Annotated in this window: 14 protein-coding genes and 1 tRNA gene; 5 read left to right on the top strand and 10 right to left on the bottom strand. The window is 44.9% G+C overall.

The features are described 5' to 3' along the window. Positions 1-50: 50 nt before the first annotated feature. Positions 51-2873 carry a M1 family metallopeptidase gene (locus tag ABD943_RS04160; RefSeq protein WP_345291916.1) on the bottom strand — a complete coding sequence of 941 codons (2823 nt, stop codon included), beginning with the start codon at positions 2871-2873 and terminating at the stop codon, positions 51-53. 219 nt (positions 2874-3092) lie between these two features. Here ABD943_RS04160 and ABD943_RS04155 point away from each other — a divergent pair, with 219 nt between their 5' ends. Then, positions 3093-4307, top strand: a complete 1215-nt coding sequence (locus ABD943_RS04155; RefSeq protein ID WP_345291915.1) for an efflux RND transporter periplasmic adaptor subunit — start codon at positions 3093-3095, stop codon at positions 4305-4307. 5 nt (positions 4308-4312) lie between these two features. After that, positions 4313-7423 carry an efflux RND transporter permease subunit gene (locus ABD943_RS04150; protein ID WP_345291914.1) on the top strand — a complete coding sequence of 1037 codons (3111 nt, stop codon included), beginning with the start codon at positions 4313-4315 and terminating at the stop codon, positions 7421-7423. A gap of 83 nt (positions 7424-7506) precedes the next feature. Here ABD943_RS04150 and ABD943_RS04145 read toward each other — a convergent pair whose 3' ends face one another. After that, on the bottom strand, positions 7507-8340 hold the full coding sequence (locus tag ABD943_RS04145) for a hypothetical protein (protein ID WP_345291913.1): 834 nt from the start codon (positions 8338-8340) through the stop codon (positions 7507-7509). Between the two features lie 123 nt (positions 8341-8463). Here ABD943_RS04145 and ABD943_RS04140 point away from each other — a divergent pair, with 123 nt between their 5' ends. After that, positions 8464-9399, top strand: a complete 936-nt coding sequence (locus ABD943_RS04140; protein WP_345291912.1) for a polysaccharide deacetylase family protein — start codon at positions 8464-8466, stop codon at positions 9397-9399. A gap of 17 nt (positions 9400-9416) precedes the next feature. Then, positions 9417-10772 carry an amidohydrolase family protein gene (locus ABD943_RS04135; RefSeq protein ID WP_345291911.1) on the top strand — a complete coding sequence of 452 codons (1356 nt, stop codon included), beginning with the start codon at positions 9417-9419 and terminating at the stop codon, positions 10770-10772. A 183-nt stretch (positions 10773-10955) separates the two neighbouring features. Here the strand turns inward: ABD943_RS04135 and ABD943_RS04130 are convergent, their stop codons facing one another. From ABD943_RS04130 to ABD943_RS04100, 7 genes are all read right to left on the bottom strand, one after another. Further along, positions 10956-12263 carry a DUF2254 domain-containing protein gene (locus ABD943_RS04130; RefSeq protein WP_345291910.1) on the bottom strand — a complete coding sequence of 436 codons (1308 nt, stop codon included), beginning with the start codon at positions 12261-12263 and terminating at the stop codon, positions 10956-10958. 68 nt (positions 12264-12331) lie between these two features. Next, positions 12332-12408, bottom strand: a tRNA-Ile gene (locus ABD943_RS04125). Between the two features lie 118 nt (positions 12409-12526). Continuing rightward, complete coding sequence (rpoD, locus tag ABD943_RS04120) at positions 12527-14392, bottom strand: RNA polymerase sigma factor RpoD (protein WP_345291909.1); 1866 nt, start codon at positions 14390-14392, stop codon at positions 12527-12529. 143 nt (positions 14393-14535) lie between these two features. Further along, positions 14536-16314, bottom strand: a complete 1779-nt coding sequence (gene dnaG / locus ABD943_RS04115) for a DNA primase (protein WP_345291908.1) — start codon at positions 16312-16314, stop codon at positions 14536-14538. Positions 16315-16418: 104 nt separating this feature from the next. Continuing rightward, positions 16419-16865, bottom strand: coding sequence for a GatB/YqeY domain-containing protein (locus ABD943_RS04110; protein ID WP_345291907.1), 447 nt, complete (start codon positions 16863-16865; stop codon positions 16419-16421). A 32-nt stretch (positions 16866-16897) separates the two neighbouring features. Next, a complete protein-coding gene (rpsU, locus tag ABD943_RS04105; RefSeq protein WP_046560584.1) occupies positions 16898-17113 on the bottom strand; it encodes a 30S ribosomal protein S21 in 216 nt (71 codons plus the stop codon). Positions 17114-17260: 147 nt separating this feature from the next. Further along, the gene (locus ABD943_RS04100; RefSeq protein ID WP_345291906.1) at positions 17261-19831 is read right to left on the bottom strand and encodes a TonB-dependent receptor plug domain-containing protein; all 2571 of its coding nucleotides are present in this window, start codon (positions 19829-19831) and stop codon (positions 17261-17263) included. A 181-nt stretch (positions 19832-20012) separates the two neighbouring features. Between ABD943_RS04100 and tsaD the strand changes: the two genes are divergently transcribed. After that, positions 20013-21086 (top strand): tRNA (adenosine(37)-N6)-threonylcarbamoyltransferase complex transferase subunit TsaD, encoded by a 1074-nt coding sequence (gene tsaD / locus ABD943_RS04095; protein ID WP_345291905.1) that lies wholly within the window; start codon positions 20013-20015, stop codon positions 21084-21086. A gap of 63 nt (positions 21087-21149) precedes the next feature. On the opposite strand, the gene ABD943_RS04090 is transcribed toward tsaD, so the two are convergent. Further along, positions 21150-21929: a sulfite exporter TauE/SafE family protein gene (locus ABD943_RS04090; RefSeq protein WP_345291904.1), complete on the bottom strand. Its 780-nt coding sequence runs from the start codon at positions 21927-21929 to the stop codon at positions 21150-21152. Positions 21930-21946: the final 17 nt, after the last annotated feature.

Raw genomic sequence — 21946 nt, 5'->3', positions numbered from 1 at the left:
TATCAGAGATAAAAAAAGCGCTCCGAGGAGCGCTTTTTAGTGACCATGAATTATTGATTGCTTAAGTATTGTTGCACGTTATCTCGGTGGAACTTGGCTTGTGCCATACAAAGCTCGATGGATTCTAAGCTTTGTTGGTAAGGCCTCGGAGCTCCGGCTAACTCTTCAACAATGGGTTTAAAGAATGCTTTATAGTCTGCCTTCATTGTGCTTGAACAAAAAAACTGCCCGACTACTGGTAGGCGATTCTGGCCAAAGGGGGGAATACGCGATTTAATCCCTTCGATATTGGTTTTGAACCACTCCCACATAGGCTGTTGGAGTTCGTCGTCATTGAGCTGGCCAACCATAATGGAATAAATTTCATTATCACGTAGCTCCTCGGACAGGATCAGTTCTCTTAACTCAGCAGCATATTCAGGATCCTGCACCGCTCCTAAGCCTCCTAAAAGACGACCGCGAACTGTGCCATCATTGGACGAATCAAGTTGCATTTTTAAGTGTTTAGCGAAAGGAGTTCCTAAATCTTCAACCGCTACTTGTAGTGCAGTACTAATCACATTGCTGTCGGCTTTTTCAGGATGCATATTGCCATCAACTTTATAACCTGTATAAGCAATCGCCATATCCGTCAGGTATTGTCGTACCGCTTTATCTTCACCCTGATCAGATAGAAAGTTAATTAAGCCCGTTCTCATTCGAATGGTATTAACCGAATCTTCTTTTTGGGTTTCAAGGCCAAGCTCCGTCAGTTTCTGTCCATAAAGAGATCGGTTTAAACTGGCTAGTTTAGCTTTTTGTTCGTCTGTCTTGGCGACCCTGCTATAAACAAAGCTTAATAATTTACTAGGCCCCATCGCAATAGCTTCTGATTCTGAAGCAATGATCTGAGGAGCTATCTCAACTAAGTCTGTAAAAGACATTTTGCCAGCATTAATCGCGCCTTGAAGGCTGTTATTGAGCGACATCATCTCTTCAGTACTTAGAGCTGCTTTATGACTCAACAGAGACTGCCAGCCCTCGCTTTCCATACTAAAGCGATAATAGCCTGCACCATTAGCATTCGGCATAACAAAGGCCGGGCAACCAGCTTCGTTAAGTTCAAAGCTTTGTTGTTGGCCCTCTAAAACTCTACAAACTTGGTGTTGGTTACCATCAATAGCATATTTAAAGCAGGCCGGAACCTTCCACGTTTGGGCTGTTGAGCCTTTAGAACCAATTGGCAGGTAGCGTGATTGAGACACTGAAACGCTAGCTTTTGCGTTCTCTTTACAGGTTAACTCAACACTTAATAATGGAATACCAGGCTGTTCCAAGAAGCTATTAAAAGCATCTTGAATGGTTTCCAAGGGAATGTGGGGTGACTTTTCGCCAATAGCCGTGATGAAGTCTTGAGCCGTAGCATTCTCAAACTCAAACTTTTTCATGTAGTGCTGAATACCAGCTCTGAAATTTTCAGGGCCGAGGAAGGCCTCTAGCATGCTGAGCACGCCGCCACCTTTTGAGTAAGTAATGCCGTCAAAAGCTGATTGAATATCATGATTGCTTTCAATGGGCTGACGAATTTGACGAGCAGTAATTAAGCTGTCCGAAGCCATCACATTCAATGACCGCTCAAGCAACGCCTGCCGGAATTTTTGTTTTGGATAAACCGTGTTATTAGAGACGTGAGCCATCCATGTGGCGAAGGCTTCATTTAACCAAATATCATCCCACCAGACTGGAGTGACAAGATTACCGAACCACTGATGCGCAAGCTCATGGGCATGCACATTCATGTAAGCGCGCTTCTGATCAAGTGATATGGTGTTATCGAACAATAGGAGCTGCTCACGATAAGTAATCAAGCCAGCATTTTCCATAGCGCCAGCGTTAAAGTCTGGTACCGCTACAATATCAAGCTTCTTGTATGGGTAGGGGATCTGGAAGTATTGTTCAAGGCCGTTCAGAATATCCTTGGTATTTTTTAAGGCATAGGTCAAACGGTGTCCTTTGCCTTTGGTTGCAATGCCTCGTAAAGGAATGCTGAAGTCTCGAACTTCTGAGCTAGGAATGTCCTGCCACTCAACAACATCAAAGTCACCCACCGCGAAAGCAATGAGGTACGTGGGTAGCGGTTTTGATTGAGCGAAAACGATTGTTTTCCAGCCGTTACCAAGATCCGTTTCTGATACTGCTGGTGTATTAGTGAACGCTCGGTGTTCGTTACGAACTGTCATGCTGTAGGTAAACGGCACTTTAAATGCTGGTTCATCAAAACTCGGGAAAGCCAGTCGAGCTGCGGTGGCTTCAAATTGAGTAAAAGCATAATTTAATTCACCATCTTTAACACGGTACAACCCTTCTAAAGCTTCGTTAAACGGGGCTTCATACTCAATCACTAGTTTGGCTGATTGCTGCGTTATTGGTTGTTCAAAAGACAGTTTAACCACGCCGGTATCGTCGAGCTGTTCATAGTTCCCTGATAACGGCTGCTGGCCTTTAGCGGTTAGGGTGACGCTCTTGGCGATGATATCTTTACCGTGTAACCAGATATGAGACGTCGCCTCATCAAGTTGCAATTGAATCACGACCTTGCCAGTAAACGTCGGCTCATTAGGATCAACCTTGAGGTTGATGTCGTAACTGGTCGGCTTTATAGATGAAGGAAGTCGCCCCGTGGGTAAGTCGCTGGGGTAGTTTGACGCCTTAAGTAGCTCTGCATCTTGTTGCTCGTTTTTATCATTGCCATTTTTCTGTGCCAACGACTGAACCACTTTGGTATTGTCAGTGGTTTTCTGGTTCGTTTCTGACTCTTGTTGGCAGGCTGCGATTAATGTTAACCCACATAAAGTTACAGCAAATCTTATAAGAATAAGTCCTACTTTATTCATTTTACGACCTTTTATAGTAGAAGATGCTCCATAGCATACATGGTTTAAAGGCATATATTAATAGTTTCATTATGGGATCAGAGTAACATCTTGTTACATTTATAAAGCTACACTTAAGAGTGCGTCTTTGACGAAATGTTTACACTAAGCAGGCTAGAATTTTGTGCTTATGTGGTTTTTAGAAAAACCTATTTATTTCAACTATTTACGAAAAAGTCTATGAACAGTAAAAAGAAAAATCTTTGGTTATCGGTTATTTTACCCATCATCATCCTTGCTGGAGTTATCGTTTTATTCAAGGTGATGACGAGTAGTAAGCCTAAAGCCTTTAATCGCAAAGCTCCGGAAACTGTCGAAACGGTAGAGGTTAGGCCGGTACAGTTTGAAGATTATCAAGTGTTTATAGACTCTTACGGTAACATTGAAGCCTCAACATCCAGTCAGCTCGTGGCGCAGGTTTCTGGGCAAGTGATGTCAGTTGCCGAAAACTTTAAAACCGGCCTGCCAATTGCTAAAGGACAGGAGTTATTAAGGATTGACGCTAGGGATTATCAGATTGAAGTCCGTATCGCCAGAGCTGAAGTTGCTAACGCTCAGCTTGCACTTAATGAAGAAAAAGCGCGTTCAGAGCAGGCGCTAAAAGACTGGAAAAAAATTAATCCTAATAAAACGGCAAATGCCCTCGTTTTACGTGAGCCGCAGTTAGCTTCGGCACAAGCTAAACTGGACGCGGCAATTGCTCGTTTAGAAAAAGCCAAGCTCACATTGAGTCGCTCGACCGTGGTAGCACCATATGATGGCTATATTGTTGAGCGCTTAGTCAGCGTTGGCGAGTTGATAAATAGCAATACTCCGGTTGCGACAATATTTTCGAGTGACTCGCTCGAAGTTAGGCTGCCTGTACCAAGTAACAAAGTTCAGTTTTTAAAGTCACCTAACAAGAAAGCTGCTCAAGTTAAATTAGAAGCTGACTTCGCTGGAGAAACCGAGTCTTGGATTGTTCCCCTTGATAGAAGTGATAGTGTGATTGATGAGCAAACGCGCCAGTGGTATATCACCGCTAAGTTACCCTCCGATTTTTTAAGCGCTAACCCTAAAATAAAGGTAGGACAGTTTGTCAGTGCCGAGATTGAGGGCGAGTTGCTGTCTGATGTGCTGGTCGTGCCTTCAACCGTATTAACCGCCGATGATCAGGTATTCTTTTATGCCAATGAAAGCGTTAGTCGACGTGACATTCATATCTTATGGCAAGATGAAAAACATACGGTCATAGCGCCAAATAAGTCAGAGCCAATAATCGAAGAGGGCGAGCAGTTGGTGACTTCCCGCTTAACTTTTGTCGCAGATGGCGCAAAAGCTCGCTTGAAAGATGCCGCGATGAAGGCTGAGGGTGATCCAGAAGCCAATGCCACCACAAACTCTACTGTGGAGTAGCCGAAATGATCAGTTGGTTTGCTAAAAATTCTGTGGCGGCGAACTTGTTAATGTTCGTCATTCTGATTGCGGGCGCTTTCACCATGTGGCAAAGAGTCACTGTCGAAACCTTCCCTAGCATCGAATTTGATTACATCAATGTATCGGTGCCATTTAGAGGCTCGACGCCGGAGGAGGTTGAGCAAACGGTCTCTACCCGAGTCGAGGAAGCGATATACGACCTAGAAGGGATCAAGCAGTTATCCTCGGTATCGTCGGAAGGCATGGGCAGAGTTAGCATCGAAGTGGAAGAAGGCTATGACGTCAAAGATTTACTCGATCAAGTAAAAAGTCGTGTTGATGCCTTAAACACTTTACCGTTGGAAGCTGAAAAACCGATTATTTCGCAGTCCATCAGACGCCGCGAAGCGATTAGCGTGGTTGTTAGTGGCGACTTGCCGGAAAAAGATTTAAGACGTTATGCTGAAATTATTCAACAAGAAATAGCATCGTTGCCTGGCTTATCCCAGATCGAAACCTCTGGCGTTCGTTCCTATGAAATCGCTATTGAATTTAACCAAGCTCAATTAAATGAGTATAACTTAACGCTACAAGATGTCGCCAATGCAGTGAATCAACGATCGCTCGACTTATCAGCGGGACAGGTACGGTCAGAGCGTGGTGATATTTTGTTGCGTCTTAAAGGGCAGTCCTATACGCGAGAGCAGTTTACGCGCATACCGATTTTAACTCGCACTGATGGCACCATATTAGAGCTCGGTGATTTAGCAGAAGTTCGGGATGGGTTTGAAGAGGAAAATATCAATACTCGTTTTGATGGAAAACCATCAATTGAGCTGGAAATTTATCGTACCGGCACGCAAAGTACCATTGATGTTTCGAAGCGCGTTACGGATTACGTAGACAATAAAGTGGAGGAACTTCCAGCGGGAGTCAGCTTGTCGGTATGGCGTGATCGATCGGAGCCGTTAGAGGCTCGGTTGAGCACCTTGGTCAGTTCCGCCATCCAAGGTGGGTTATTGGTTATTTTGCTACTGGCGTTATTCTTGAGACCGAGTATTGCTTTATGGGTTAGCTTAGGTATCCCCATCGCCTTTGCCGGAGGCATGATTTTCATGCCCGAGCTTGGTATTAGTGTAAACCTTATTAGTTTGTTTGCGTTTATCCTGGTCCTTGGCATTGTGGTTGATGATGCTATCGTTACGGGTGAAAATATTTATAACCATCTGAATAAAGGTGACAAACCTTTAGATGCCGCTATCAATGGAACCAAAGAGGTGGCGGTTCCTGTCACCTTTGGTGTGATCACGACGATGGTCGCATTCTTGCCGCTGGCTTTTATGGGCGGCGGCTGGGGCGTCTTTTATTCTCAGATCCCGTACATTGTCATACCGGTGTTGATTTTCTCTTTGATAGAATCGAAGTTAATTTTACCGGCCCATATTGGTCATACAAAGCCGAAGAGCGAACGCAAGAAACCCAATATAATTATTCACTATCAACAGAAATTCGCTAAGGGTTTTGAAAGTGCGATTTTAAAGTTTTATAAGCCTGTTCTCGCTTTTGTGTTGCATCGCTGGTTCTTGAGTTTAGTTATTTTTGTATCGATTCTGCTGATAGTCTGGGCGACGATTTCGAGTGGGATTACTCGGTTTGTTTACTTCCCACGCATTCAAAGTGAAATTGCACGTGTGTCGCTACAAATGCCGGAAGGAACTCCGTTTGAAGTTACTGACTCCTACATTGAGACCATTACCAACGCTGCGTTGCGCTTACAGGAAAAGTATCGCAACGACGAAGGTGACTCCGTTATTGAACACATTTTTTCATCGAGCGGATCAACTTGGGGCGGTGGTTCGGCATCTTCAAATATTGGTCGCGTGATGTTGGAAATGAAGCCGCCAGAGCAACGTGATGAGTCAATTACCAGTACCGGCTTGGTCGCCGAGTGGCGTGAATTGATCGGCCCTTTGCCCGGTGTTGAAACGCTGACTTTTAGAGCTGAGATTGGCCGCAGCAGCGACCCCATTGATGTGCAACTGCGTGGCTCGGATATTAACCGATTAAATGCGGCTGCTACCGAGGTCAAGGAGAGTTTGTCTACGGTTTCTGGGGTGTTTGATATCGCTGATAGTTTTAGTAAGGGTAAACAAGAAATTCAGTTTAACCTTAAGCCGCAGGCGGAAACTCTGGGGTTAAGTCTCAGTGATTTAGCGAGACAAGTGCGAAGCTCCTACTTTGGAGTGGAGGTCCAGCGAATCCAGCGTGGTCGTGAAGATGTGCGGGTAATGTTGCGACTGGCGCAAGAGGAGCGCGGAAGCTTGGAGGGATTGAATAGCTTACTGATCAATACGCCTTCGGGGGCAAAAATTCCTCTGTCACAGTTAGCAGAGTTATCCTATGGCAAAAGTCCCGCAACGATTTATCGCATTGATCGTCAGAGAACGCTAAATATTACTGCGGATGTCGATAAAGAAAATGCCGATATTGAAGCGATCAAGCGTCGAATTATCACCGACGCCACCAACATAGTGTCAAAGTATCCTGGCGTGGCCTTTAGTTTAGAAGGTGAGGCTAGGGATCAAGAAGAGTCAAACTATAATTTACTGATCAGTCTCGGCTTCGTGCTCTTCGCGATATACATACTGTTAGCCATCCCTTTCAAGTCTTACGTACAGCCCTTCGTTGTGATGGCTGTGATTCCTTTTGGAGCAGCGATGGCTACCATTGGTCACTGGATCATGGGAATGCCTTTATCAATCATGAGTATGATGGGAATGTTGGCGCTAACGGGAGTTGTGGTTAATGACTCGTTAGTGTTGGTCGACTATATCAACCAACAGCGTCGCAAGTACGGAGAGTCATTGTTGGATGCGGTTCTACATGCTGGAGTTCGACGTTTACGTCCAGTGATGCTGACCTCATTAACGACTTTTGCTGGTTTGATGCCATTAATTTTCGAGAAGTCCACTCAAGCACAATTCTTGATTCCAATGGGCGTATCGCTAGGGTTTGGTATCTTGCTGTCCACAGCAGTAACCCTAGTGCTAGTACCATTGATGTACTATAAAGCCACACACGTTAAGCATTGGGTGAAAAAAGCTTTTGTGAAATAGGAAGGCCTGAGAGCTTTAACTAAAATTAATGAAGGGATCAGTGGCGTAGGATATCCTACGCCTGCTTCCACATATGAGGTTGTTTATGGGGTTGCTTGGTAAGCTTGATCGATATACATATTGAGTGACTCGAATGGAGTGTACTGTGTATATCCGCCAAAAGCATCTTCGTACTTTATTCTGAATTGATGTTCGACAAAACCATCAGGGAACGTCTCTGACTGAACTTCGATACCTGCTGCCCTAAAGAAAGAGTATTCTTCAGAAGAAAATGGTGCAGGAATTGTTAGAGTTCTTTCACCATGGCCCATCCAGTTGGCTTTAATCTTAAAACCTTCACCGGTGAACTCGTCAAACTTTGGTTTTTGATGAAGAGTCAATGATAACTCGTCGTTTTGATGGGTTACAGTTTCTACATCAGCTACAACCGTCGGGGTGACGTCACTCAAAATGCCGTCCGCATTAAATATGACCACTCCATGAGAATAAACTGGGTCGTTTAACTCATAGGTTAGTTCGGCGACTTCGAGCTCAATGAATAAGTTCTTACCTCCAGAAATTGGACCGTCAGTAGTCACTTTCACGATAACTTTGCTGTAAACCCAAGCATCCTGTACTACGGCTCTATACACCTGTGAGCCACTATAGGAGTCATCTTCCTTCTTAAAGTTTTTTGCGACCAAGTTAGTTGCATTCTTGAATACCAGCTCTAGGTAGTCGATGTTTTCCATTGGATCATGGATCGAATTAGAGGTGTGCACCTTTATCGTTTCTACTCCGTTAAGATCTAAGTTAGGAAAAGGAACGGTAGAGCCATGGACTGGGTGGTAGATTTCGTATTGTGCAGTGCCTGCTTGTGCAGATAGAGTGAATAAGCACAGCAATAGGGTGGAAAGTAAAGCTTTAAAAGCTCTCATGTGTATCTCCTTATGTGATTGTTTTAATATTTCCTGATATGTGAAAGCGTAAAGATGCTAGCACAGGAACTTAAGTACAATCAATTGCTCCAACTACTTAATAATTATTAATCGAGAATACGGATGTCATACTATTATAAAATCTCTGTCTTATTATTGAGCTATTTACTGAGCTTTGCTCTTTTTTCAAAAGAGATAGCTATTACCTTTGATGACTCACCACGAGGAGCTTCAGGTTATTTCGATGGGCCCACGAGAGCAAAAACCTTAATAAAAGCACTCAAAGACCACAAGGTTGAGCAGGTTGCATTCTTTTCAGTGAGTAAGCGCTTGGATGATGAGGGCATAAAAAGGCTTAAGTCATACAATGATGCTGGGCATATTATTGCTAACCATACTCATAGCCATCCAGATATCAATAAATTGTCGCTTGATGAATATTCTGCTGATTTTTTAAAAGCAGATAAACGTTTGAGTCAGTTTGATAACTTCGAAAAGTGGTTTCGTTTTCCTTATCTAAGGGAAGGCGATACAAAAGATAAGCGTGATGGCATGAGAAGTCTTTTGTATGAGCACGGGTATCGAAATGCTTACATTACCTTAAATAATTATGACTGGTATATTGAGTCGCTATTCCAGGAATCAATAAAACAAAGCATGAATATTGATATGGATCGCATGAGTCGTTTCTATGTGAGTGTTCTCATGGAGGGGATTGAGTATTACGATGAATTAGCGGAAAAACACCTAGAGCGATCACCAAAGCATGTTTTGTTGTTGCACGAGATGGATATTTCTGCGTTGTTTATTGGAGATCTAGTTGATGAGCTCCGTCAGCGTGGTTGGAAAATTATTACTCCCGAAGAAGCCTACACAGATGATATTGCTCACTTCGAAACGGATACTGTTCTTAAATTTAATCCAGGTAGGATCGGTGAAGTGGCTATAGGTAAAGGGCAGAGAAAAGGTTTGTGGCATAAAACTTTGGATGAAAAGTATTTACAGCAACGCTTTGAGCAAGAAGTCTTAAGCAAGCCGAATCTAAGCAATGAAAACTAACAGGCTAAGGAAAAAGCATGATTAATCAGTTGCGATATTTCATCGTGTTGCTGTGGCTGTCACTCACTGCGAATGCTGGTGAATTTGTTGAGTATAATCAGACGAAACTGGCACTGATTCATGCCACGCTACTTGATGGCCAAGGTGGTGAAATAAAAGAAAATCAAACCATATTGATCAAAGGTGGCAAGTTTCAGAGTGTTGGTAACGACAATCACACAGCGATACCTGATGGTTACAAGGTTATTGATGTAAAGAATAAAACGGTTATTCCGGGTATTGTTGGTGTGCACAACCATTTGCAAACTCCCGGACAGGATTTTAAAGGAAAGACTCTAGCCAAACTTTACCTAGCCTCAGGAGTGACGACCATTCAGACCGTAGGAGCGGCATTTCCTGAGCAAGAACTTGCTCTAGCTCAAAGCATTGAGTCGCGGCAAGATATTGGTCCTGAAATTGTACCTAGTGGTCCGTATTTTGATGGACCTAAAGGTCATCAAAGTATGGTTAATGCTACCGATGACGATAACATAAGTGACATTATCGAAAACTGGATGGAGCGTGGTGTTAAGTGGTTCAAAGTATACCGTCATATTACGCCAAAGCAGTTAAGAACCATTATTACAGAGGTGCATCAAAGAGGAGGCTTTGTCACAGGGCACTTGTGCTCAGTGACTTATAGGCAAGCTGTAGACATGGGAATTGATGGTGTACAGCATGGCTTCAATAGTGTCAGCGATTTTAGAAAAGATAAAGAGCCTGGGCAGTGCAATGGAAGTCGGGGATATATTGACCGTTTGGACCTAGGTAATGATGCCGTCAGTTCACTAATTGAGTTGATGGTTTCAAACAAAACATTCATGACCTCTACGCTTGCCATTTATGAGTCAAGCATTTCACACCGAGCCGTAGCGGACAGACAAAGTTTAACTGTTATGAGCGATGTAATGAAGCGGCGATATGAAGCTATGCGAGAGAATGCTAAAGGAGAAAAAGACGTACAACGTGAGAAGAGGCTCAGTCGAATTATGGAGTTTGAATACCTTTTTTACAAGCAAGGAGGCTTGCTTGGCGCAGGGGTTGATGCTGGACGGTTTGTATTGCCTGGCTTCGGTGATCAGAGAAATTATGAGTTGCTACTTGAGGCTGGTTTTAGTACTAGCGAAGCGGTACAAGTCATGACTTCGAATGGTGCGAAAATTTTAAAAAGAGATGACATTGGATCGATCAAGAAAGGTGCGCGAGCAGATTTTGTCATACTCGATGGTGACTTAAGGAAAAGTCGCTCTATAAGAGATGTGCTCTATGTCTTTAAGCAAGGGGTAGGGTATAACGCTTCAAAGCTCCTACAAAGCCTCCATGGACAGTTTTAGCACTTCTATCGACTCTATTATCAGCGTGTAGCGGTGGAGGATAAATAGATCGTTGGGTGATATCGGGTTGTCGGCGGCGCTTATGTCTAGCGTAGGTATGAAGGAACGTTTGAGCTAGCTCAAAATTAATCGTTATGGCTGAGCGCCATGCTTGTATTCGATGCCTTTTTAGGGGCAGGTTAGTTACAGTGAATACTTTTCTAATGTTTCTAAAAGGTAAGTTTCTTCTTCTTTGTTATGAAAATGATCATGGATATGTTGCTTAATAAGATCTACCTGTTGGTTTAGAGCTTGTTGAGCGCTTTCTGACTTTAATGTTTGACTGATAGTTCCTATTAACTGAATCAGGTGGTGTAAGACGTCAGGTTTCGTTTTTCCAGCGTCTCTGATTTGTGAAAGGGCGCTATCAACAATATCTGATTGAGTCACAGATTTACCGATGAGCCTTAATTGATTTTTCTGATCATGATAAATGTGTTGTGGTAAGTCTTTGCTTAGGGCTTTGCTCAATACCCCTGATAATTTATCCAAGACAGTGATGGCTGTGAAGTTGTCGTTAATACCAGGTGACAGGGCTCGTAACCCAATTTCTGCTAAGTGTCTTATAGAATACTCAATATCTTGAGTGCCTGTTTTGTTGGAGCCAACATCAATACATTCGACAATACAGATCTCAACCTCTGCCTGAGCATGCTCTTTGGGAAAGAGAGTCCCAACTTTTTGCCCAGTAAATACATAGTCTCCAGCGCGACATTCAATGTTGATCAGAAGGTCATGCTTGTTAGCCAGCTCAACCAACGCTGGGTACTGTATATTTTGAATATAGCCGCTGCATGAACTATAAATATCACGTTGATTCTCTGAGTAATGCTTTGGTATTTGGGGGGCGGTTGAATGTTCTGTATGGTCTCTTGCGCTGTCAGTCAGTCGTGAAAGCGAATGCTCCAGCTCTTGAGTAACTCGTTCGATCGTCGTGTCGGCAATTCCTGAGCGAGCAACATGGTTAACGTATCCAAGCAATACAAAAAGGTTGATAAAGGTTAAAACAAAGCAGCAACTAATAGTGAGTTTGGGTGGTTGTTCAAAGGTAGATTGATCATGCAGTAAAATCAGTAGGGTTAGCGTTAGCGCAATACTGCCAAAGAAAACACCGATATAGATTTGAGTTAGGCGACTACTCATAAAGATTTTTATCAGTCTTGGCCCTAGCTGGGAAGCGGATAAACTGAGCACCACCATGGTTATTGATATCACTAAGGTGGTCATGGTAATAAGCGCAGAGAGTATCGTTTGAAGAATGGTTTTCGCGTCTTCGGTGGAACCTGCGTAAAGGAAGTCTAGCTTTTGTACATACTCGGTATAAGAAAGCTCAAGCCTGAATATTAGAAGAATCCCACCAATAAACATTAACGATATGATGACAGGAACATAAAATAAGCTACTTCTTGTCAGCTCCCATAGATTATAGAGTTTTGATGCCCATGACTGCATGGCGTGGTGTGCTCCCTTTGTTTTCGTTCATTGTTATGGAAAGTCAGGGAAGGATCAATGATTTTAAATGGTGGGCCCACCCCGACTTGAACGGGGGACCTGCCGATTATGAGTCGGATGCTCTAACCAACTGAGCTATGGGCCCATTTTGAGTAGGTCAACTGAGAAACAGTGACGCTAAAAATGTTAACGCGCAGGAGTTTACGAGAAAACGCCTGCGCGTGCAATATCAAATCGGTATAAATCCGATTGATTAAAGAGTACTACTCGTCAATATAAGTACGTAACTTTTCAGAACGACTTGGATGACGCAATTTTCGTAACGCTTTTGCTTCAATCTGACGAATACGCTCACGAGTGACATCGAACTGTTTACCGACTTCTTCGAGCGTATGGTCAGTATTCATATCAATACCGAAGCGCATACGAAGAACTTTCGCTTCACGTGCTGTTAGGCCCGCAAGGATTTCGTCCGTTACTTCTTTTAAGCTTTCGCCTGTAGCGGCATCTACTGGAGAGTCGATCGTCGAGTCTTCAATAAAGTCACCAAGATGTGAATCTTCATCATCACCAATTGGTGTTTCCATCGAGATTGGCTCTTTGGCAATCTTCAAGACTTTGCGGATTTTGTCTTCCGGCATTTCCATACGTTCTGCCAATTCTTCCGGTTGTGGCTCACGGCCCATTTCCTGAAGCATCTGGCGAGAAATACGGTTTAGCTTGTTAATGGTTTCGATCATGTGCACCGGGATACGAATAGTTCGTGCTTGGTCAGCGATCGAACGCGTAATGGCCTGACGAATCCACCAAGTTGCATAGGTCGAAAACTTATAACCACGACGGTATTCAAACTTATCAACCGCTTTCATTAAGCCGATGTTACCTTCCTGGATAAGATCCAAGAATTGTAAGCCGCGGTTTGTGTATTTCTTAGCAATTGAAATAACCAGACGAAGGTTGGCTTCAACCATTTCTTTCTTTGCACGACGAGCTTTAGCTTCGCCGATGGACATTTCACGGTTGGCTTCTTTAATCTCAAGCACGGATAAATCACAGCTTTCTTCGACTAGCTGCATCTTGCGTTGAGCTTTGCGAATATCTTCTGCGAACTCGGCTAGTGCTTCCGAGTACTTACTCTTTTTCGCCAAGTGACCATCTAACCACTCAGGGTTTGTTTCTGCGCCTGAGAAGGTTGAGATAAAGGTCTTGCGAGGCATGCGTGATTTCTTAATAGCAAGGTGCATGATGTAGCGCTCTTGCTCACGGATACCATCCATCTTAGTACGAAGGTTTTGTACTAAGTATTCAAACATGCGTGGCGCAAGTTTGATGTTCATGAAGTGTTCACGCATCGCTTCAAGCTGTTTTGCTGATGATTTGTGATCACGGCCGTAACGCTTAATAGCTTTTACGGTTTTGTCATACTGCTTGGACAGCTCAGAGAAGCGTTGCTCCGCTTCCTCTGGATCTGGTCCAGTATCAACTTCTGTCGAATCATCATCATCATCGTCGTCTTCATCGTCATCGATGTCGTCGTCATCAGCTTCGGCGGCATTAGCATTAGCAATTTGAGCTGCTTCGGATTCTTCTTGGACGAACTCCGCCTCTTCACCATCAAGGAAACCAGTGACGATGTCAGTGAGTCGAATAAATTCATTTTTATACTGCTCGTACTCTTCAAGCAAGATACGAACCGTGTCAGGGTAGTTACCGACAGCCGTTAGAACTTGGCGAATGCCTTCTTCAATACGCTTGGCGATATCAATCTCACCTTCACGCGTTAGGAGCTCAACGCTACCCATCTCACGCATGTACATGCGCACTGGGTCTGTAGTACGGCCAAACTCGCCATCAACGCTGGCTAAGGCGGCGGCTGCTTCTTCAGCTGCTTCTTCATCAGTAACAGACTCGTCGTTGATAATTAACTCATCGGCATCAGGCGTTGTTTCATAGACCTGAATCCCCATGTCGTTAATCATGCGGATGATATCTTCGATCTGTTCAGGATCAACGATATCCGGCGGTAAATGGTCATTGACCTCGGCGTACGTTAAAAAGCCTTGTTCTTTACCACGCGCAATGAGTAGTTTTAACTGCGACTGCTGTGACTGTTGCGAATTCTCTGACATCTAGAATACCTTTGTTGTGATCACACACCATTTGCGAACAAAATCTTGGGGGTTGCGTAAGACGCAATAAACCCTTGCGGTTGACGCATGGCGAACCGCAAATTATACAGAATTAGCCCCCATCTCAGCAAGCACTAGGTTTTCTAGTCTTTGCGGGGCTTTTGTTTGGCCAACAATAGTAATTGCTGGTATTCGGACTTTTCTGTAGCCGTTAGCTTTTGACCTGACTGTTTATCCTTTAACCTGAGGTAGTCCAGACGTTGGGTCTGGGCTTGGCGTAACAGTTGCTTCATGCAATCCTGAAGTTCCGCCTGTTCGTTGCCCTGCATGCGTTCTTCACGTTCAGTGATAGCGAGCTGAGAAAGCCTGTCATACAGCTTTTCATGCTGGCGCCAATGTTCAAGCAAGGTTCCTGTAGTGATATTGGGGTTGTTATGAATAATTTCAAGGAGTTGCTGTAACAGTGCTGGCCCTTTTTCAGGCAAAGTTTTTAACCAGGCAAAGTTGCTAACTTGTAGGCCCAAAGAGGGCTTTTGTAGCAGTAAAGTAAGTGCTAACTGTATGGTTTTATTCGCTTTAGCAGAGTTTTGCTGAGGTTGAGGCTTAACTTCTTTGCGCGGCTCTTGTTTCGGCTGGGCGATGATTTTTTCTAATTTCTCAACAGACAGCTGAGCTCTGTTAGCTAAAGCATTACTAAAAAATTCATGATAAATCGGGTCGGTGACTTTTTCCAAGTACGGTTTTGCAAGATGAACTAATTGGCCTCTGCCTGATACGGAGTCTAAATCGACCTGACCAGCCAAATGGTCCAATAAAAACTCGAAAAGCGGGGTAGAGGCTTCGACCTGCTCAATAAATTCTTCTTTGCCGACCTGGCGTACCATGGAATCAGGATCTTCGCCATCGGGTAAGAACATCAATTTAATTTCACGGCCATCGCGCAGTTGTGACAAGCCATGCTCTAAAGCTCTAAGCGCTGCGTCACGCCCGGCTCTGTCACCATCAAAGCATAAAACAAGTTCACGAGTGGTCCGAAAAAGTTGCTGCAAGTGACTCTCTGTGGTCGCTGTTCCCAGTGTCGCAACGGCATTAGTGATGCCAAACTGCGCCAGAGCCACAACATCCATATAGCCTTCAACGATGAGTAGTCGCTTTAATTTACGGTTAGCTTGACGTGCCTGATAGAGTCCATACAGTTCATTACTTTTATGGAAAATTGGGGTCTCGGGAGAGTTGAGGTATTTCGGCTCGCCGTCGTTAATGATGCGTCCGCCAAAGGCTATCACTCGTCCTCGTTTATCCTTAATCGGGAACATGATGCGATCACGAAAACGATCATAGACAGAGTTTTCCTTCTTAATTAGCATTCCACAGTCGATTAATTGTTTCTGCAACTTCTGATCAGTACCGAGCTTAGGGAATATTTGTTCTAAGTTGCGCCATTCGCCCGGCACATAACCAATGGTAAATTGCTTGGCGATTTCGCCACTTAGACCTCGCTTTTTAAGGTACTCCACGGCTTCTTTGCCCTTAGGGGCACTTAATTGTCGATGATAGAACTTAGCGATTTTTTCCATCAGTTCATAGAGGCTGACATCTACTTTGGGGCGGTTTGGAGCGCTTTCATCACGCGGCACCTCCATCCCTAAACTGGAAGCGAGTTCTTCAACAGCGTCTGGGAATTCCAGGCGGTCATACTCCATGACAAAGCCAATCGCGTTGCCATGCATACCGCAACCAAAACAGTGATAGAACTGTTTGTCTTGGCTTACGGTAAAGGAAGGTGTTTTTTCACCATGAAATGGACAGCAGGCTTTGTAGTTGGTGCCAGCTTTTTTTAAAGGCACACGAGAATCAATCAAATCGACAATATCGATTCGAGCCAGGAGTTCTTGGATAAACTGCTGAGGGATCAGGGCCATTTAGTTTTACTTAGAGAGTAACGTTTTATGAGACAATAATGTTTACTGACTCAATCATAGCAGAGCCTAGAAACTTTACCTAGTTTGTAAATAGAAAAGTCTTATTAAGACAGACGAGCCTTAATTTTACCACTCACCGCACCCATGTCGGCACGACCTTGAAGCTGTGGTTTTAACATCCCCATGACTTTGCCCATATCTTTCATCGACTCAGCACCTGTCTTGGCGACAGCATCATCGATCAAGGCATTGACTTCATCGTCAGTCAGAGGTTGAGGAAGGAATTCTTGAAGTACGTCGATTTCAGCTTTTTCGACGTCTGCTAGCTCTTGGCGTCCAGCATCTTCGTATTGTGTAATTGAGTCGCGACGTTGTTTAACGAGCTTGTCTAAGATAGCAAGAACGGCCGTGTCATCTAGCGTTTCACGAGTATCGACTTCAACCTGCTTAATAGCAGATAAAGCCAGGCGAATGGTGCTCAAGCGCTCTTTTGCTTTAGCGCGCATGGCATCTTTCATTGCCTCTTTAAGACGATCATGTATTGCTGACACGGCTACCCTCTACTTATTTATAAAATAAGCTCTTAATACAAGCGAATGCGACGAGCGTTTTCGCGAGCTACTTTTTTCGCTGCACGCTTAACCGCCGCTGCTTTTTCACGCTTGCGTACAGATGTTGGCTTTTCGTAGTGTTCACGCTTACGAACTTCAGCCAAAATACCTGCTTTTTCGCATGAGCGCTTGAAGCGACGTAATGCAACGTCAAATGGCTCGTTATCTTTTACTCTTACGCTTGGCATTAAAAATCACCTAACCTTAAGTTAATGTTAATAAAATCAAAGTGTTATCCTTTTGAGCTATATAAAACAACTCAAGAAGGGCGCAAATTTTAAACATTTTTGCGGCAAAGATCAAAGAAAAGGCCCCATTTAGGGCCTTTTTTTTGCTTATTGGATGCTGTAGTCGAGTTTTACGTAGTAAAAAGCACCGTTAATTCCGAATGGAGTCGACTCCCACGGGTAGATGTAATTACCAAATTCAGGGGCATCACTGATGAAACGGTGAACCGCATTGTCAGGTAATCTATCTGGGTATTGGTCGGTTATGTTATTGCCTCCGATGGTCAACTTGACGCCATTATCGAAGTTATAACGCACTTCTAGATCGGCTAACCACTTTGCACTTGAGCGAACGGCTGGCGATGGGTCGATTCCAAGAGCGCCATTACACACGTCTGGGTTCTCCGTTGGAATACCAAGGCCCTGACAGGTGAAGAACGACGTCTTAACCTTACCGTAACGATTAACCTTGAGGGAGGTTGACCAGTTATTGATGTCCCAGTCTAAGCCAAGCAATAAACGTTGACGCGGTTGCCCCGTTTCAACATTATCAACCTGTGCTTGCGAGAATAAGGTTTCAGGTAAGACGCCTTCTGGAGCATTAATCTCTTTAATCTCGGTTCGGTTGTAGTGAGTTAGCCATGTAAAGGTGAAGTCACCCCATTGATCCGTCGCCCAGTCATAGGTCAAGACTAAGTCCGCCCCAAAGGTTTCAGTGTCAATGGCGTTAGAGAAGAACTGACCTTTGTTGTAGCCATTAGCGTTAAGAAAATCTAAGGCTTCTTGATTGACGACAGGATTACCATTGGCGTCGGCATTCTGTCCGTTGAGACCGCCTCCAAGCACAATGCGATCCTCGATATCGATTTGGTAAGCGTCTAAAGACACGCTCAAACCATTACCAGGGCTGTACACCATACCTAAGCTGATGTTCTCTGATGATTCATGCTCAAGCTGATCAACGCCGTAGGCGGAAGCGAAGACACTCCCTTCAGGGGCATGGAAAGTTTGAGACAGTTCCGTACCATCAACATCCGTAAATACCGTGGTGAAAGAGCGCTGAGCTAAACTTGGGGCGCGGAATCCCGTCGATACGGCGCCGCGCAAACCTAAGGATTCTGTGACATCCCAACGAGCGGACACTTTGCCCGTGGTCGCGTCGCCGGCATCGCTAAAATCTTCGTAGCGAGTGGCGACTCCAAGCAAGAAATTGTCGCTTAAATTCGTTTCAACGTCTAAATATACTGCATAATTGTCGCGTTCACGCTGGCTTGAGGCTGCGATTTCTGGGCTATAGCCTGGGAAGCCTTGCATACCACAGGCCGCGGCAACGCTTGGATCAATGACTGATGGGAAGGGATTGTTGGTATCGCCAGTATAACCGCAGGAGTAAGAGACGAGATCACCGGCTCTGATGCCATAGTCTTCTTCGCGATACTCTAAACCAGTGGCGAGATAAATATCGTCATACCAGCCCCAGTCGAGAGCGCCATTTAAGTCGAAGTTATAGGTACGCTGTGTGAAATTAATGTTACCGCTGTCTGCCGAAGTAGGGCCAGCGTTGGCACGAATGTCTGCATCAGTTGCGCCTGGGTTATTTTGTAGGTACTCGGCAGCGATTGATGCGTTAAGTGAGTTTGACGCCGCGAAGGAGAATTGGTTATCGCCATAAACGGCGCTGATATCATACTCCCACGATGAGTCGCCGATGAAGTTACGGATACCAAACGCCAGCGAGGTATCTTTTACCGTTGTGTTTTGCAGCGGCAAGAACCCATCAGGATAGACTTGTGGCACGTTACGATCGGCGCGATCTTCAAAACGATAGAAGCCGCCTGACTGACCAGAACGGTTTGAAACGCCGCCGAAGAAGTAGGCAATGCCGGCTTCACCATTAAAGAATAGGTATTTATTTTCAGAAGACGAGTCACCTAAGCGCATGATCACGCGATCTTTGCGGTTACTGATGCCAGCACGATTAGTAGCCCCACGATCTCGGAATTCGGCAGTAAGGTTTAAAAAGCCAGTATCGCCCAGCTCGATGGTGCTGTTGGCAGATACTTGGTTGACTTGGCCATCGCCTTGTTTGGTTTCGCCCCACTTGCCAGACAGTGTGGTTCCTGCACCGCCACCTTTGAGGATGATATTGATCACACCAGCGATCGCATCAGAGCCGTACTGGGCTGCCGCGCCATCGCGTAGCACTTCGATATGCTCAATCGCAGATACTGGAATTGAGTTAATATCGGTACCGGCAGAGCCACGACCGATGGTCTGTTGGATATTGACCCAAGCTTGGCTGTGACGACGTTTACCGTTGACCAGAATTAACACTTGGTCAGGCCCAAGACCGCGCAAAGTGGCTGGGCGAATGATATCGGTACCGTCACTCACCGTGGTGCGTGAGAAGTTGAAGGATGGTGCGAGCTTTTGTAGCAGTTCGCCGACTTCGCTGGCGCCAGATTCAAGAATAATCTCGCTGGTGATGATGTCGACTGGAACTGCCGTATCCTCAATCGTACGACCGCTAACGCGAGTACCGGTGACGATCATGGTTTCAGCTTTTTTGCTTTCCTCTTTGCCTTGGGCGGCTTTTGCGTCTTCCGCAGATTGGACGCTTGTAGAGTAGCTGGCTGCAAGTGTTGCCACGACAGCCGCGTGTATTATGGTTTTTTTCATGTTGTTCCCCCTATATGGTAGAGGGCTAAGGTAACGAGAAGATGCGCGATAAACTATGAAATCGTTCTAGTTTATAACATCTGATGAGCAATTTTTTGTGTCATAGCGGCGACTCGCTTAAGAAGCATTATTTCTATATAATTCCTGCATTGTATTGGTGAACATTTAAAGCGAATTTGCATTGAAAATACTCGGTATTGAAACGTCTTGTGATGAGACTGGTGTGGCTATCTACGATTCTGAACGAGGAATCATTGGTGATGCATTGTACAGTCAAGTTGAACTGCATGCGGAATATGGTGGCGTAGTGCCTGAGCTAGCTTCGCGAGACCATGTCCGAAAGACGATTCCGTTGGTTAAAGAAGTATTAAAGCAGGCCAACTGTACTAAAGAGGATATTGACGCCATAGCTTACACCAAAGGCCCAGGTTTAATCGGTGCTTTGTTTGTTGGTGTTGGCGTTGGCAGGAGTCTTGCTTATGCATGGGATATTCCTGCGATTGGTGTGCATCACATGGAAGGGCACCTACTTGCGCCAATGCTTGAAGATGACAAACCAGACTTTCCGTTTGTGGCATTACTGGTATCCGGAGGCCATACGTTATTAGTCGATGTGCAAGGCTTAGGTCAGTATGAAATTCTTGGCGAATCAATCGACGATGCTGCTGGCGAGGCTTTTGATAAAACCGCAAAAATCATGGGGTTGGGTTATCCCGGTGGCCCTGCACTGGCCGCGCTTGCAGAAAAAGGCCGCGCTGGTATTTACAAGTTACCACGACCCATGACCGACAGACCTGGCTTAGATTTTAGTTTCAGTGGATTAAAAACCGCTGTGGCGAACTTATATAACGACTCTGATCAGTCTGAGCAATCAATGGCCGATATCGCTTACGCGTTCCAAGAAGCTGTGGTTGATACCATTTTTATCAAATGCCGTAGAGCCTTAGAGCAAACGGGTCATAAACGATTAGGTGTCGACCGAAAATCGCATCCTGCATTTTCGGCACTCCCACCTTCCCTGGTGGTCGCTGGTGGCGTAAGTGCTAATGTTGCCTTGCGGGCTAAGCTCTCAGGCTTACTCGAATCAAAGGGTGGCAAAGCCTATTATCCTCGCCCTAAGTTTTGTACTGATAACGGCGCCATGATTGCTTATGCCGGTTACTGTCGTTATCAAGCTATTTTGGAAGGCAAAGATCAGTTTGAAGAGCCAGCGGTACGAGCAAAGCCCCGCTGGCCGATTGTCGAGTTGGGGTAACTTTAAAGTTTCGCCTTTTGGCAAGCGACTCTCCGATGGGTTACGGCTTGCGCCTAACCCATCCTATGAGCTTACCTTTGTATAAGTATCGATAAAGAAATAAATCGTTATGCCGATGCTGGCAACAATCACAAAAAGCCTCACGTGGTGTTGAGACAGCTTTTTGGATAGGTTGGCGGCAATAAAACCGCCGACTAGCGCCCCAGCTAGGACAATCAACCCTTCAAACCAAGCTATGGCATCGTTGTAGATGAATAAGGCAATGGCGACTAACGCCACAACCGTCGAAAGTAGCAGCTTAATACCATTCATTGCGTTGATATTGGTGTAACCTGCGAGCGCCAAGTAACTCAACGTAATAATGCCTTGTCCTGCGTTAAAAAAGCCGCCGTACACACAAATTCCAAATAAAGTTAGCGCCAGCAAAACCTTTCCTACTGCCGAGGCGTGACGATGACGAGTGCCGAGTTTTTTCAATGAAGCGTTAATGCGGCCACCAAAAATAAACAAGAGTGTCGCGAATAATAATAACCATGGGATTGATGTCCGGAACATGTCTTCAGGAATTTGCAGTAGCAGCCAAGCGCCCAAAACACCGCCGAGCAGAGCAATAAAGATGAGCTTGGGTAATTCTTTTTTGTGGGCGCGTAAATCGTCCTTAAAAGCATAAGCGCCACTTAAGTAACCGCCACAGGAAGCAAAAGTATTGGTAGCGTTGGCACTAACGGGCGGTATACCCACAAACATCAATGCCGGGAAGGTGATAAAACTACCGCCACCGGCGATCGAGTTAACCATACCGCCAAGAAGTCCGGCACTAAAAAGAAGAAGCAGTTCAAACATAGATAAACCTAGTATGG

Source organism: Kangiella marina, from assembly GCF_039541235.1.
Taxonomy (GTDB): domain Bacteria; phylum Pseudomonadota; class Gammaproteobacteria; order Enterobacterales; family Kangiellaceae; genus Kangiella; species Kangiella marina.
The sequence above is the reverse complement of the archived record's forward strand: the minus strand, read 5'-3'. Positions and strand labels throughout refer to the sequence as shown.

What these genes read in the sequence shown, in the direction of transcription:
- ABD943_RS04160 (WP_345291916.1), bottom strand. Translation starts at nt 2,873, where the DNA reads ATGAATAAAGTAGGACTTATTCTTATAAGATTTGCTGTAACTTTATGT.
- ABD943_RS04155 (WP_345291915.1), top strand. Translation starts at nt 3,093, where the DNA reads ATGAACAGTAAAAAGAAAAATCTTTGGTTATCGGTTATTTTACCCATC.
- ABD943_RS04150 (WP_345291914.1), top strand. Translation starts at nt 4,313, where the DNA reads ATGATCAGTTGGTTTGCTAAAAATTCTGTGGCGGCGAACTTGTTAATG.
- ABD943_RS04145 (WP_345291913.1), bottom strand. Translation starts at nt 8,340, where the DNA reads ATGAGAGCTTTTAAAGCTTTACTTTCCACCCTATTGCTGTGCTTATTC.
- ABD943_RS04140 (WP_345291912.1), top strand. Translation starts at nt 8,464, where the DNA reads ATGTCATACTATTATAAAATCTCTGTCTTATTATTGAGCTATTTACTG.
- ABD943_RS04135 (WP_345291911.1), top strand. Translation starts at nt 9,417, where the DNA reads ATGATTAATCAGTTGCGATATTTCATCGTGTTGCTGTGGCTGTCACTC.
- ABD943_RS04130 (WP_345291910.1), bottom strand. Translation starts at nt 12,263, where the DNA reads ATGCAGTCATGGGCATCAAAACTCTATAATCTATGGGAGCTGACAAGA.
- rpoD (WP_345291909.1), bottom strand. Translation starts at nt 14,392, where the DNA reads ATGTCAGAGAATTCGCAACAGTCACAGCAGTCGCAGTTAAAACTACTC.
- dnaG (WP_345291908.1), bottom strand. Translation starts at nt 16,314, where the DNA reads ATGGCCCTGATCCCTCAGCAGTTTATCCAAGAACTCCTGGCTCGAATC.
- rpsU (WP_046560584.1), bottom strand. Translation starts at nt 17,113, where the DNA reads ATGCCAAGCGTAAGAGTAAAAGATAACGAGCCATTTGACGTTGCATTA.
- ABD943_RS04100 (WP_345291906.1), bottom strand. Translation starts at nt 19,831, where the DNA reads ATGAAAAAAACCATAATACACGCGGCTGTCGTGGCAACACTTGCAGCC.
- ABD943_RS04090 (WP_345291904.1), bottom strand. Translation starts at nt 21,929, where the DNA reads ATGTTTGAACTGCTTCTTCTTTTTAGTGCCGGACTTCTTGGCGGTATG.